The 13,991-nt window shown below is 47.2% G+C and carries 13 protein-coding genes; 3 read left to right on the top strand and 10 right to left on the bottom strand.

The genetic code is table 11. The features are described from left to right. Positions 1–36: 36 nt before the first annotated feature. Genes HZU72_RS22015 through gloB form a run of 3 tightly spaced genes read right to left on the bottom strand, consistent with a single transcriptional unit; the run spans position 37 to position 4,056 of the window. Positions 37–1,992, bottom strand: a complete 1,956-nt coding sequence (locus HZU72_RS22015) for an extracellular solute-binding protein (protein ID WP_180095931.1) — start codon at positions 1,990–1,992, stop codon at positions 37–39. Between the two features lie 42 nt (positions 1,993–2,034). Continuing rightward, positions 2,035–3,258: a transglycosylase SLT domain-containing protein gene (locus HZU72_RS22010; protein ID WP_180095929.1), complete on the bottom strand. Its 1,224-nt coding sequence runs from the start codon at positions 3,256–3,258 to the stop codon at positions 2,035–2,037. Between the two features lie 30 nt (positions 3,259–3,288). After that, positions 3,289–4,056 carry a hydroxyacylglutathione hydrolase gene (gene gloB / locus HZU72_RS22005; RefSeq protein ID WP_180095928.1) on the bottom strand — a complete coding sequence of 256 codons (768 nt, stop codon included), beginning with the start codon at positions 4,054–4,056 and terminating at the stop codon, positions 3,289–3,291. 111 nt (positions 4,057–4,167) lie between these two features. On the opposite strand from gloB, the gene HZU72_RS22000 reads away from it, so the two are divergent. Together HZU72_RS22000 and rnhA are read left to right on the top strand one after the other, a co-directional pair. Further along, a complete protein-coding gene (locus HZU72_RS22000; protein WP_180095926.1) occupies positions 4,168–5,046 on the top strand; it encodes a class I SAM-dependent methyltransferase in 879 nt (292 codons plus the stop codon). After that, on the top strand, positions 5,039–5,509 hold the full coding sequence (rnhA, locus tag HZU72_RS21995) for a ribonuclease HI (protein WP_180095924.1): 471 nt from the start codon (positions 5,039–5,041) through the stop codon (positions 5,507–5,509). The genes HZU72_RS22000 and rnhA overlap by 8 nt, the downstream gene beginning before the upstream one ends. 354 nt (positions 5,510–5,863) lie before the next feature. On the opposite strand, the gene HZU72_RS21990 is transcribed toward rnhA, so the two are convergent. Both HZU72_RS21990 and HZU72_RS21985 read right to left on the bottom strand, forming a co-directional pair. Next, positions 5,864–7,240 (bottom strand): DEAD/DEAH box helicase, encoded by a 1,377-nt coding sequence (locus HZU72_RS21990; protein WP_328738175.1) that lies wholly within the window; start codon positions 7,238–7,240, stop codon positions 5,864–5,866. Further along, on the bottom strand, positions 7,240–7,851 hold the full coding sequence (locus HZU72_RS21985; protein ID WP_180095922.1) for a VspR family transcription factor: 612 nt from the start codon (positions 7,849–7,851) through the stop codon (positions 7,240–7,242). The genes HZU72_RS21990 and HZU72_RS21985 overlap by 1 nt, the downstream gene beginning before the upstream one ends. Positions 7,852–7,950: 99 nt before the next feature. Between HZU72_RS21985 and HZU72_RS21980 the strand changes: the two genes are divergently transcribed. Beyond that, positions 7,951–8,172: a helix-turn-helix domain-containing protein gene (locus HZU72_RS21980; RefSeq protein ID WP_180095920.1), complete on the top strand. Its 222-nt coding sequence runs from the start codon at positions 7,951–7,953 to the stop codon at positions 8,170–8,172. A gap of 232 nt (positions 8,173–8,404) precedes the next feature. Here HZU72_RS21980 and HZU72_RS21975 read toward each other — a convergent pair whose 3' ends face one another. The 5 genes from HZU72_RS21975 to HZU72_RS21955 all read right to left on the bottom strand — a co-directional run bounded on the left by HZU72_RS21975 (position 8,405) and on the right by HZU72_RS21955 (position 13,823). Then, on the bottom strand, positions 8,405–9,388 hold the full coding sequence (locus tag HZU72_RS21975; protein WP_180095918.1) for an ATP-binding protein: 984 nt from the start codon (positions 9,386–9,388) through the stop codon (positions 8,405–8,407). A 322-nt stretch (positions 9,389–9,710) separates the two neighbouring features. After that, complete coding sequence (locus tag HZU72_RS21970; RefSeq protein ID WP_180095916.1) at positions 9,711–10,757, bottom strand: hypothetical protein; 1,047 nt, start codon at positions 10,755–10,757, stop codon at positions 9,711–9,713. Positions 10,758–10,957: 200 nt separating this feature from the next. Beyond that, a complete protein-coding gene (locus HZU72_RS21965; protein WP_180095914.1) occupies positions 10,958–11,809 on the bottom strand; it encodes a hypothetical protein in 852 nt (283 codons plus the stop codon). A gap of 170 nt (positions 11,810–11,979) precedes the next feature. After that, positions 11,980–13,293 carry a hypothetical protein gene (locus tag HZU72_RS21960; protein WP_180095912.1) on the bottom strand — a complete coding sequence of 438 codons (1,314 nt, stop codon included), beginning with the start codon at positions 13,291–13,293 and terminating at the stop codon, positions 11,980–11,982. A gap of 104 nt (positions 13,294–13,397) precedes the next feature. Beyond that, positions 13,398–13,823 (bottom strand): hypothetical protein, encoded by a 426-nt coding sequence (locus tag HZU72_RS21955; protein ID WP_180095910.1) that lies wholly within the window; start codon positions 13,821–13,823, stop codon positions 13,398–13,400. Positions 13,824–13,991: the final 168 nt, after the last annotated feature.

Raw genomic sequence — 13,991 nt, 5'->3', positions numbered from 1 at the left:
AGCCGTTGCGCTAAAGCAGTTGTAACATAGCCGGAGTTAACGGCCGCGCTGGCGGCGCTGAAGTTCTGCTTCACGGTCGGTGTCTACCCACCACGCATCCAGATCCATGGCGTATTTGGGGAAGGGTTCGGGGTAGCCGAACTTATCCCAAATGGCGATGCGGGTCTCCCCAGAGTGGTAATGGGGAATCACATAGAACCCCCAGCGCAGCACCCGATCCAGCGCGCGCGTGGCGGTATCCAACTCTTCGCGGCCATTAGCACTAATGATCTCTTCCACCAGTGCATCGACCGCCGGGTGTGCCAGCGCCATCCGGTTACGGCTTTGCGGTGCCTCGGCGGCGGCGCTGGTCCAGAAATCGCGCTGCTCATTGCCTGGGTTGTTCGACTGAGGGAAATGACTGATCACTATGTCATAGTCATAATTACGCTGCCGGTTTAAATATTGATTAATATCAACGATACGCAGCGAAGTCTGTACACCCAAGCGGGCCATGTTGCGGAGCATGGGCTGCACCACCCGTTCAAGCCCTGAGTCGTAGAGCAACACTTCCAGGCTTAAAGGCTGGCCGGTTTGTTGGCTAACCAGTATGCCGTCTTCAACGCCATAACCTGCCTCGCGGAGGAGGTCGAGCGCTTTTCGAAGCCGCTCACGCAGTTCGATGGGCTGATCGATAGGCAGTGGCTGGGTGAAGAGACGGTCAGAGCCATGAGATGCAATCAACTCCTCCCGAAAGGGCTCCAATAGCGCCAGTTCCTCCTCAGAGGGTAAGCCGGTGGCTTCCATCTCTGAGTTTTGGAAAAAGCTCTCGGTGCGCTGGTAGGTGCCGTAAAAAATATTGGTGTTTAGCCACGGGAAGTCGAAGGTAAGGCTCAATGCTTCACGGACTCTGGGGTCTTGAAATTTCTCTTTACGCTGATTGAAGACAAACGCCTGCATCATCGAAGGATTAACGTCAGGTACCGTTAGCCGCTTTACCAAGCCCTCTTCATAAGCTGGGAAGTCGTAGCCAATTGCCCAGGTGGCGGCGCGGGCATCGGTACGAAAGTCGGTGAGACCCGCTTTAAATGCTTCCCAGGCAATATCCCGATCACGATAGTAGTCGTAAATGATGCGATCAATGTTGTAACGGCCAACGTTGACCGGCAAACCTTTACCCCAGTAATCCTCATCGCGCTGGTAGACAATTCGCCGTCCAGGATCTACTTCGCTAATGCGGTAGGGCCCGGAGCCTGGGTGTGCCGCAAGGGTGGGGGAGGTGAATTCGCGGGGCTCCCAGTAGTGGCGGGGAAGTATGGGTAACTGGGCGACGATTAACGGCAGTTCTCTTGATTGAGTATCGTTGAAGGTGAACCGTACCTGATGCTCATTGAGGGCGGTGGCTTCTTCCACCCCCGCGTAGTAACTGGCGTAAAACGGATTTCCCTCTTCGCGGAGCAAGTTAAGCGAGAACACCACATCGTAGGCAGTGACAGGCTCTCCATCTTGAAAACGCGCTTCAGGGCGCAGATCGAACTCAATCCACTCTCTGTCAGGGTCAAGGCGCACGCCCTCTGCCAGCAAGCCGTAAAGGCTAAAGGGCTCATTGGGGTTACTGGCCATGAGAGTGTCATAAATTTGTGAAATGCCGGTAACCGGCGTGCCGCGAATAATAAACGGATTGGTCGAGTCAAAGCTGCTCCCCACGGCGGTATGGGTAATGGTGCCGCCTTTGGGGGCTTGAGGATTTACATGCGAGAAGTAGGGGAAATCGGCTGCTAGTTCAGGGCTATCGTAAAGCGATAGCCCATGAACTGTTTCAACAGGTACCACGTTGTTTGCGTCGGTGTTCAAGTCACCCACCACATTGGTGTTGCTGGCGGTGACAGACGAATCACTGTTAGACGTCGACTCTGACGCTATCGTTTCGACGTCTGAAGCCAGTATTGAAACGTTGAACAGCAGGCCACTGATGAGTAGAAGCGTTTTCGCAAAAAACAAACCACGCGGCATTTCAGACATCCCATGTGAACAAAGCCAACTAGTTAACCCGGTTTAACGCCCTGAAAGTGTCAGCAGCTGGCCTGGTTGCAGAGCGCTGGGGCGGTCAATCGCATTCCAGCGTATAAGGTCTTGCTGGTCAATATTATACCGGGCCGCAATCGCAGAGAGACTGTCGCCTCTTTCAACGCGGTGGGTATTGCCATTGCTGTTTTGCGCAAACGCTTGGTTGCTGCCTTGTGTTTGACTATCGCCTTGTGAAAGCTGTGCTAGCATCTGGGTATCCACTTCTTCAGGTACCAGCAGCGTCTGTGCACTGCGGGGGTCAATGCTGCCATTGAGCAGGCCAGGGTTTAATTCGGCTAACGCGGTTTGGCTGACATCCAGCAGTTGAGAGGCTTCTGAAAGCGTCACTGCGTGGGCCAACTTAACTTTAGCGAAAGCTGGGTCAACGTGTATTTCCGGCAAGCTAACACCGTACTGCTCAGGGTTGTTAATGATGGTCGCGATGGCTTTCAGTTTGGGCACATACTGCATGGTTTCATAGGGCAGCGAGAGATCCCAGTAATCCCCATTTAGACTTTGGCTTTGGGCCTGGCGTTGAGCGCGGTTAACGGTGCCTGCGCCGGCATTATAAGCCGCTAAGGAAAGCATTAGATCACCTTCATACCACTGATCGGCCTGCATTTCCAAGTAGTCCAGCGCCGCTTCGGTGGAGGTCAAAACGTCTAACCGGCCATCGTAGTTTCCGTTGCGTACCAAACCCAATGCATCGCCGGTGCCGGGCATAAACTGCCATAGCCCAGCAGCACCGCGATGACTTCGCGCGCCGGGGTCGAAGGAGCTCTCGACGAAAGGGATCAACGCGACTTCACCAGGCAAACCGCGCTCGCTAACTTGCTGGGTGATCCAGGCAAGCCAGGGAGAAGCGCGTTCGGTGATAGTAGCAATGTTTTCGGGGCTGGAACGGTAGTGCTCAATCCATTCATCTACCCGTGCCTGTGCTTCGACTGGCAGTGACTTCTCTTGCCATTGAAAACTTTTACGCAGCGTTGTCCAGGCGTCTTGGGGTTCCAGCTCCAGCGCCTCCCAAAAATGGATTTGAAACGGAGTGGGGCGTGGTTTTGTAGCGTCTACTGATTTACTGGTTGATGCCGTAGATCCTTCATAGGCTGTCGCAGAGGCTTGTGAGCTTGCCGCAGCGGCTAACATTAGGCCCATTATTACGGTACTGCCCGCGCTCAGCATCAAGCGCTGGCGAATCGTTCGATAGGTCATAGTTGCATTCGTTTGGTTTCGATAGCGTTCTTAAAAACGGTTCTTCCACTCGCGTAGAGTGGTAAACGTAGCGAGATCATCATTATTAACACCCTGGGTGCCTGCCGCTTGGCGCACGCTATCAGTGCCCAAGCGAAGGTAGGGATTAATTTTCAGCTCGCGTCCTATCGTGCTGGGTAAGGTGGGGCGATCCAATGCCCGCGCCTTTTCACACTCCTGCAAGGCGTGTTTGACGTCTTCGTTTTCAGGATCCGCAGCACGGGCAAACGTTAGGTTTGCCTGAGTGTACTCATGGGCTGCAAAGACCAGTGTATCTTCAGGGAGTTCCGCAAATTTTTTCAGCGCGGTATACATTTGCTCCGGCGTACCCTCGAATAAACGACCGCAACCCGCGCAAAAAAGGGTGTCACCGCAGAACAGTAGTGCAGGGATACCCGCTGTGAAGTAGCTGATATGATCCAGCGTATGGCCGGGGGTCGCCATGACGTCAAATAAGCGACCCATAATACGGACTTCGTCGCCGTCACCCACGGTTTCATCGATGCCTTCAATCTTGGGATTGTCTGGACCGATAACGTGTGGAGAGTAGCGTTTAATTAATTCTGCTAAACCACCAGTATGATCATGATGATGGTGGGTAATCAGAATGCAGTTGAGGGTAAGCGACTCACGTTCAAGAAACTCGATCACCGGGGCTGCTTCACCGGGATCCACCACACAAACGCTTTGACTGGTATCTTGTCTTAATAGCCAAATATAGTTGTCGCTAAGGGCAGGGATCGGTGTCACGCTCATCATCGGCGAGATCCTTTAAGTTACGAAAAAACACATCAAACATTGCGCTTATTAGCGCTAAATCGGTGCGTAAAAGGCGTTAAAAAGCCGTTACTGTGGAGGGAAGCGCTGTTCATGTCAAATTCGACGACGGCCACGACACTGGCTAAGCGCTTACAAAGTAGCCAGCCTTATTGGCAAACAGAGGCGGGGCGTTCGCTGTGGGAAACCCAGCGTGCCTGCTTAGGACCTGTGGTGGAATCCCGGGTGGGCGGCCATAGCTTGGAAATGAGCATGGGGCCGGCGCTGATGACCATGTCGGCCATTGCGCACCCCATACGCTGGTCGCCTACGCGTCAGTTAGCCGAAAACGATAGTACCTTGGTGTGCCCACCGGATCAGCTTGCGCTGCCGGATCGCTGTTTAGATGTGATGGTCATTCACCACTGGCTTGAGCATTTAACCGATGCCCATTTCACGCTCCAGGAGGCCGCACGTGTCACTGCTGACAATGGCATTATGGTGCTGTTTGGCTTTAACCCTATCGGTGTGAGTGGGCTTACCCGGCAGTTGCGAAAGCGCCAACAGACGTTTCCCTGGAGCGGTACCTGGCGCTCGGCTAGCCGCCTGCGCGACTGGTTGGCGTTTGTCGACTTTGAGGTGGAGCGGGTAGACTATTGCTGTTTTAGGGGGCGGATGAACGCCAAATGCGGTGAATATTGGGAGTCGTTAGGGCGGCGGCATAACCTGCCACTGGGCGAAAGTTATATGATTCAAGCGCGCCGACAGCAGCGCCAGGCGCCGGTGCAGCGTTTGAAATTTGGTTTGAAGGCGCCAGCGTCACCGGCCTCGTTGGGAGTTACCCGCTCGGGCTCATCCGCCCATTATCAAGCGCATCCCACTAGAACACCTCAAGCCAAAACACGGCAAACGGATAGGCACAAAGCTGATTTACAGAAGCCTGTTTTAAATAGATCTGCTTTAAATAGACCGGGGGATCAAGAGATTGACTAAAGAGGCGACCGGAGATCTACCCCGGGTAACGGTGTATACCGATGGGGCTTGTAGGGGAAATCCAGGGCCCGGCGGATGGGGCGTCGTGCTGGCGAGTGGCGAGCATGAGAAAACCTTGAAAGGCTATGAAGCAGATACCACTAATAATCGCATGGAGTTAATGGCTGCGATTATGGCGCTACGCACCCTCAACACTCCTTGTGAAGTGGCGCTCTGGACTGACTCCCAATATGTTCGCCAGGGGATTACCCAGTGGATTCATAACTGGATCAAGCGCGGCTGGAAAACCGCTGCCAAGCAGCCGGTCAAAAATGCCGAGCTGTGGAAGACCCTGCACGAAGAGACCCAGCGCCACCAAGTCGAGTGGCACTGGGTAAAAGGGCACAGCGGCCACCCAGGCAACGAGCGCGCCGATGCGCTGGCCAATGAAGCGATTGATGAGCACCAAAAGAGGAGAGCATGATGCGTCAGGTGATCCTATTCTATACACAAGAAAGTAGTGTAAACAACCGCGTGAGTGAGTGAGTGCGAGGTTTTTTAGCCAATCGGCGTAGTGGTTTCACATAAAAATGTAAACGACAGCTAATTTTGGCCCTTCCTGTTTACACTTTCTGCTCTTTCCACGTCTTTCCACGTCTTTCCTAGGCTGCAGTTGATCGTCTGCTGCATACATACTCACCATGCATTCGCGCCCTTTGAGGGGCGCTCCTTAGCCAGCCAAAGAGTAACAGGCATGAGTTGCCCAGGTGGAGTCATTTGGATGATGGTTCACAGGGTGTACTTTTTGACCTATAAGCATGAGAAAAAAGGGAGGGGGCTATATCAGAGTTAGCAGATATTGTCGGTAATATTGTGAAAAGCTAAGCGTCAGCAGTGGTAGTTCAACGGATGTCGGTTCGCTGGCATCAGTGTCTTCGATTGGAGAATAGCTATCATTAGCTGCGGTGTCACTCTCACTATAGCCGTTAGCGTGATCAAGACGGGCTTTCTCCAGACGTTCATTGAGCTTTTTGGTCTGCAGCGTTGCCTGATCCTCAGGCAGGTCATCGGCGATTCTCTGAGAGTATTTCCGAAGCAGTGGTTCAGCGATCACGTAGAGCCACGCCTCGTTATCTGCAGCGCCTATTTTTCGTAGAATACGGCCTAACACCTGCCGGTAATGCAGCTCTGTGCGAATGCGGCTGAGGTAGGTGCAAACGCATAGGCGCTGTATGTCAGTCCCTTCTGAAATCATGCTGACCGCGACGATCCAGCGGGTACTGTTATGCCGGTACTGATCAATCAGCTGGTGAGCTCTGGGTGTTTGGCTGGTTACCACCCTATAGCTTTCGCTCTTTGCCTTCAGAAGCTCGGCAATTTGGTGCGCATGCTCGATGTCAGTAGCCACAACTAGCCCGCCGGCATTGGGTACAGTCTTCCTTACCTCGCTCAGTCGATCGATACCGACATCGAGTACCGCGTTAAGGATGTCATCGTGCCGCAAGAGGTCTTCGTAGCTGATTGGGGATTCGCCAAGTAGCTGTTTAAACGATGAAAACGCACGTACTGACGCCGTATTTTCGTTTTCTTCCACCAGCTGGATCTGGGGGTTGTCGATCAGAGTAATCCGCGGAGAACGGCACACGCCATCCTGGATGGCGGTTTGAAGGTCATAGCGGTAATCACAGATCAGCTGGCCTTCGGGGTCGGTATAGCGGGCTAACGCAATTGGCAGCTTGTCGGAGCGCCAAGGGGTTCCTGATAGCGCTAACGTGTATGTCGCCGCATTTTGAATGCGTTGAATTATTTGCTGGCCCCAAGTGTTGCTGAGAAGCGGGTCATGGCCTGCACAGTGATGGATCTCATCAAAAATGGTCAATGTGCGATACGCCGTGAATAACGTCCAAAAATCAGGGGATTGATACTCCATGGATTGATAGGTGTAGGCAGCTCCCACCGAGGCAAGCGTATCGCCAAACCTCTGATTCAATACAGCAGCAAAGGTGCGCTGTATGCCGGCTACCACTTCTCTCGTCGGCGCAAAGCAGATAACGAAATCAATGTACCCTTCGTCAAGAAGCCACCGGGCTATTTCGGCAGCAAGCCGGGTTTTACCGCTAGCGGGTGTCGCTTGGACGAAGAAGTCACTGTGATTGGAAAAATGTACTTTCGCTTGTTTCAAGCAGTCTGACTGCCATTTACGTAGTGGTTGGATTATCGAGCTCCCAGGCGGTGCAGGGCTTTTTCTAAAGCGCTCACATTGCCAAGCAGGCGTGAGCTCCGCTCGTGAGCGTCGCGGTAATCAAGGGTAATGCCAGGCTTGAGTTCGGGATAATCACTCATAAGCTGTTGAAAAGTTTCTGCTTCACCCAGTGCCGCAAAAAAATCACTTTTTGTCTCCTTCAGTTTTTTCTCCAAAGTGGCGTAGCTGGTACTTTCAATATGATCATCGATCTTCTTCTCCTGGACAGTGCTCTCATTGATTGTTGACGCTTTTTGCTTCTCCTCTAAGTGAGGAGCGAGGCGCTGATGCCATGCTTCAAAGCATTCCCCCTCAAGACATAGCTCAGCCTCCTTCAGGGAAGGCAAGACATGAAAAAGCTGATCACGTTTTCTCTGTTCACGATCCTTTTCAATTAGGCCCGCGGTTATCAGAACCCTGATTCGCTCGTAAATGAAGCGTCGCAGAGCCGTGCTGTGCTGGGCTTCCATGCCGTATTGCTCCATGTACTGGTCCCGAAGGCTACGAACGGTGAACTGGGCATTTTCAGGGCTCAGGAGGAATTCGAAAATTCGCTTATCAATGGAAGGAGAGGTGCTCGACATGGCCATCACCGTAGGGGGATAAAAAGAAATGCGGATTATAGTCCGTGGCTAGATAGGTCGCAACGAAGGATAGTTCCGCCCAAAGAAAATGAGGCGGGTATGGAAGAGTTAGCAACGGCACTGGGAAGAAACATCAGGCAAAAACGAAAGGAAAAAGGCTTCTCCCAAGACGCTTTTGCCTTGGCTACCGGCATCGACCGCAGCTATATAGGGAGAATCGAGCGGGGGGAGGTCAATATCACCGTAGAGAAGTTATACGAGATCGCTGCCGTGCTCCAATGCGAGCCTGCATCTCTTCTGCCTGCTCAAACTACTCTGTAAAGGAAAGGGCACAAACCGGCCAAGAGCGGTCTTTCAGGCGATACTGATTAATGCCTAGCATAAAGGCAGTTTGTGGAGCGGGGGGTACCGCAAATCTACTAAACATGTAGGCAATTGCTTTCTTGTGTAAATCCATTCTCATCTCTTGCGGCTAACATCACACCTAAATAACCAGCGCAGCTTTGCTGCGTCCAGAGCCGAAGGCGCGAAACCGATTAATTTGTTAGCTTACTCAAACCGTTTTAGATATTTCAGAGGCCGCGCTATGCCGACCTTCTTTTCCAGCTTCTTCTTCACCAACACTAATAATATCTTGTAAAACACCAGCAAAGCTGCGAGGATTTTTATTTAAGTGAATGCCAACAAATGTTCCCTTAAAAGGCAACTCCGCATCAACTTTATTGCCATTTTCACATGTTAACTTTCTTAGCCCGCTTCCCACACAAAACCAACCAAAGCTATTTCCCAACTCAGACAGAACATATAAACCAAATCCCGAATTTTTATATATATTTTCTTCTTTAGACATATTCTGAGTACGAGTAATACCTGGTTTTACAGCCTCAATCAGGGCATCCTCTTCATTTAATTCATATGCGGTGGAAAGAGTTTTGTGAATCCCACAACCTTCATCAATTATTGCTATTTCAGAATGACCATTTACCCATCGTTGTCCACATATGAAGCATGAGTCTGCACCAGAGTGTTCCAAAGCATTTCTAATCACCTCACGAATTGAATAACTAAAACCTTTCTTGGCTTCTCCATTGTCTTCACCAGCTAAAACATTAGCTAACCCATCAGATAAAAAAACGATTGCATCGATCAACTCCTCGCCCGTCTCAGCAATAGATTCATCTAAATCTGCACGTCTTATTTCTCGAATAGGCAAATATCTAGTATTTCCTTGTGCAACACCTACGTTCTTTCCAACATCTTTCATACCAGCGTAATCAAAAAAACCGAGATGCATTAAATAAGAGTGAGCATTATTTTTTTCTGAAATACCTGATTTAGTAGTCTTTAAACCTAATTCACGGCGCTTACTTATCCATCTGCGGAAATAACTTCCCGCAACAAGCATTGCCATTGGCTTGGAGAAGCTCAAAGGAGAGAAGTCAACGTTCACATTGTCTATAGTTTGACTTTCCGAAAGAACTTCCTGCAGTTTACCTAGAGATGAAGGTTGAAATTGATTTGGTAATCTAAGTTCCATATTTTAAATCTCACTCTATGCTTAACTAATAGATATTAGACTTCCCAACCTACGATTTGATGAACATGCCTGAGCGCTTACCCGACAAATACAGCCTACCATATTCTCCCAAGCCTATGATTCTTTAGAATATTAATTCACATTAGCCTTGATGTCCAAAATTCGCCTTCCTGCTGCATTTTCAAGAATGACCGCTTTGGGTCGTCAACTGCAGTCTCACCATTAGCGTAGCTTGTAGCTATTCACCCAGCCAAGAGCGGCCTATAACCTCATTTGCGGCTGGTTTGGAAAGCAGAGAAGCTAGTTCGGTAACAAGCACTTGCTAGCCTTTAAAATCAGGGTTTGGCTGCATAATAAACTGCCATAATGGTAAATATTTTCCTTTGTATCCATCTGGTATTTCAACCGAAAATACACTTGGTTCCAAATTGGTGTCCAACGCAATAACACTTTTCTCGTATATTGTTTGCTCACCATACGAACAGCTTACCATTGCGCTCAATTCACCAATTATAGAAAACACCTGCTCTTCTGGAGGAAAGTCCGGTGTAGATGTAAACCTAACACCCGAGAAATTACCATCGTTATAGATAGCTTCGGCCTCACTTTCATTCCAAGTGCCAAATCTAATCAAGTAAAAGGCTATCGATTTTTCTAAAACATCGATAACTTCTCGACCCGAGCTATATATTTTTACGTTACCAATTATAAAGCTTGCTTTTCCTTTTTCGTCTATTGTGGCTTCTTGTGAAGCATCAGCAAGTAGCTCTATAGACAGATCTGGTTCAGTAGCAATTGTACGATCACCCAGTAGTGACATTTCGTTTTGTGCCATTGCATTAATAAAGTCGATGACGTATCTTTTCTTCTGCTCAAAAAGAGACTCTTTACGTAGCAAGAACCACTTATTATAGCGTGAAAAATATACAGCAAAAAGGAGCTGAGTGCCGTGCATCTCAGCATAATTTTCAACTTTTTCTATATAGTCTTTTTTAAAAGGATATAGCCACTTAACATTGTGAGAGTGGCAGTTTTTTACTTCAATAAAATACTGACTCCCATCATTGAGTACCACTTTATAATCTGGAGCCTGAATATTCTGTTCAGTAGTGAAAGCTTCGCCACTATCCTCTTGCTTAATAAGGCGGCAGTTTCCGAGTGCTCCAGCCACATAGGCAAAAAGAGATTCTACCCGCTTGCCGTGCAGAAGGTTTTGATTTTCTTGAGAAGTTTTAAGTGAAGCTCCTATGCGATCAATGAAGTCGTCCACATCTTCCGTTACTGTCAATTTGTACCCATGTTCGCGCCCCAGAGCGGTAAAAAGATCTATAACTTCAAACTTCTCGGGATTTCGCTTGATTCGCTTCAAAATTTCTCCGATTTCTGAATGATAACACCTGTAATTATCCTATTTCTACGTATAGTAGCTTTGGATCGTCAACTGCCGCTCCACTATCAGCGTAGCTTGAAGCTCTGCACGCGGCCAAGAGCGGACCTTCAGAAAACGCTAAAGTATTCCTAATAAGGAAAAAGTGGCTGTCCTTCTCTCTACCTTGTATGAAATGTTTTTTACTCGTTTGTAAAACAGTTATAAGAGCGAGATAGTATACCGTGCGGTATATAGGTATATAGATCCATCTCGCCGTATTCAGCCAGTTTGGCATAAGCCGAAGCTTCGTTCGATTCTATTAGATCTTGTTCTTTTTTTTGCTGATTTTTTACGCTGGTTATCTCTTCTTCTACCTTAGCTATATTATTTATCAAATCTTCACGGCTTTGTAAAACAAAGTTATTGCGTGATAAGTCATCTTGCAGCATAGAGAGCTCTGTTTCTTTGCGAATTACTTCGTAGGAATAACTGAGATCATTCCCCCAGGTGTTAGTACCACTACCAAGCTGCCATGTGCCAGGTTCAAGTCCAACCATTCTTTGACTATGCACGTAATAGTCTTCATTCATTCTGATGGGAACTTGGAGTTCGTTAGTATTTGAATAACGATATCTTTCCTCCAGAAAGTCAATTTCTATTCGCATATTTCCTGTGAGTTGGCTGTACTGGGGCTGCAGTAGAGATGAAGTATTTGTGATATTTCTCCCATCAATTCCTTGAATTTCAAAAGAATTTATAAAACCTGATATATCAGGCGGGCTAACACTCATTAGCCTTTCAAATGAAATCCCGCCATCGTGTGTTTCAATACCATCAACCCTAACCCAGTCAAGACCTTCTTTCACATAAAGTTCTCCGGAGGAAAGTATGTTGCTTCGAAACTTAAAGTTTTCACTTTGACACCGAAAGGTTATCTCAGACGTAAAGAAAGAGTCCTTCACTTCTTTGTATTGACTGTAAAGTGATTCACCTTGCTGACCATAAACTTCAAAAGATAGAATCAGCAGTATGCAGGGCAGAAATTTGATCATTATGGCGACCTATTTATGAACAAGTACTAAAGTTATCTATCGTCCAGAAGTGGTATATTTAGTTAATTCTTATGTAACGCTTGCAGCATGGGCGCGACGTCAGTAGCATCCCTTGCCTGCATTTGTTATATTCACTTCTCGATAACCATAAACTTTGCGGTATGGGTTAGCTATTTTGCTGCCCCCACTAAAGATTTTGTCTCTTTATCTTTACTATATTTTTTTGATATTGGCGTTTTATATATTTCGCTCACAGACTCCATTATTAATTTATCTTTATTGTCTTCGCCAACTAGTTGATCGGCATATGAGTTTATAGTCAAAGCTACAGCTGACTTAAAAGCATATTCTTCTTGAAAATTTCTTTCTTTAGTATATTGGGAAATTGCAAATAGCAACAGGCCAATTGCTGGTAGCGCTTTTAATGAATTTATAAAAATCACCTGCCATTGCAAGTTAGCCAAATCACCATTTCCAAACAAAAAGAATATCCAAGTGATTGTAGCAATCGCAGTAACAGGCACGCTCCACTTCCAAAATGAAATGGATGATCCAAGTTCGCCCTTACGCTGCTTAAATGTTTCAAAAAGTGAAGCTCCCACCTCTCTTCCAATTAGATCATCAAGGTATTCATTCCTTTCAGCAAAGTAGTCAGTCTTTCCTTCTACTAAAGATAACATTTTTTCAAATTTATTTTTTAAATTGATATATTCTTTATTTTGGGTGTCCACTACTGAGGCCTGACTCTCTAGAGCTTCCCGTACATTTTTGAGCTCAAGCCTTGATTCTTTATAAAGCTCATCAGTTTCGTTTATTTTTAATTCTGATGCATCATTAAGAGAATTAATTTTCTCAGACAAAGATGTTGCGCTAGAATGTAGTTCTAAAATTTCGTTATTGTGACTTCGAGAAGCTGCTAAAAGAGATTCAATTTCACTTAGTTCTTTTCTTTTTGCCTCTTTAAATGTCTCAAGATCTGCTTTTGCAGACTCAATATCGTCAAGTAAATCCTGTAATGAAGCAGCACTTTTCTCCAACTGCTTACTAACTAATTCTATCCTCTCCTTTTCACTGTTCACAGCTTCTTCTGAATGTCTGAAGTATTTTCTTTTACTTTTTTCCCAAAAACCGTTAACTGCTTGATAGTGAACTAATCTATTTAGATGCGCTACCGCATTAGGAAACCTTTTAGAGGTAACATAAGCATTAAAGTTTGATAGGTCGGTATTTAAATCGGCACCACCATACTCGTTATGGAATTGATATTGAAATGGTAGCGCTTTGAAGTATATACCTTTTAGCTCTTCTCTAAACTGATTAAATACTTTGTTAGCGAGTGATAAAAATTCCTTAGGGGTGTACTCACCTATTGCCACCTGGTTTTCATCTACATTAGGAAACGCGGCACTTATCAGTGAAGTCATATCAATTTGAAAATAGTTGTCAATTTGTGTTTGAACCTGATTTTTCTGGCTATTGTTCATATTTCCCTACTTGATAAAATTAAGAATATAATGCCAGCCAGCATGCGCGGCTCCGAAATGGAGGTGAAGCCGCAATGTAGTAGGCGTCGCCGTGACTGGTTTTGTTAAAAGCAAATACGAACCTCGCTTACAGCCATAGCTGATGCCAATAGTCCGAAAACTGTAAATGCAGATGCGGCCCAGAGGTACCTGCGCTTGCTATCGAGCACACGGTCTTTGTGTGCCTTGATTTTATCAGGCATTCGAACATCGATTGTCGACTTTCTTGGAAATACTCCGGCAAATGCCAATATAAGGCCAATAAAGAAGGCGGCCAATATCGTTATACGGAAACCTTCAGGTACATCTGAATTATAAAGAAAAGCAACTCCACCACCAATCAACGCCACATTAATAGTAATCAGCAGCTTCAGAACTTCATTAGCTGTTCCAATATTGGCTTTGACCGTTTCGTAGCCCCACTGGATGTAGAAGTTCTCGTCCTTAGTGGTTGCCCTTGCATTACCTTGAACGATTTTCTCGTCAGTCATTGCTCAACTGTGACCGAGTTTCTAGTACCACAGCTTGGACAATTAACAACATAAGTAGGTGGTCTCGGAACGTTATCATCCATCAAAAACATTGTTGCACCTTCCGTTTCAAATGTGGCTATCTTGTCGCAATTTGTGCATGTGTAGGTTACGGATGCCATTGTCTCT

The organism is Vreelandella sedimenti (genome assembly GCF_013416325.1).
Taxonomy (GTDB): domain Bacteria; phylum Pseudomonadota; class Gammaproteobacteria; order Pseudomonadales; family Halomonadaceae; genus Vreelandella; species Vreelandella sedimenti.
Note: the sequence above shows the minus strand (reverse complement) of the source record. Positions and strands in the feature narration are given on the sequence as shown.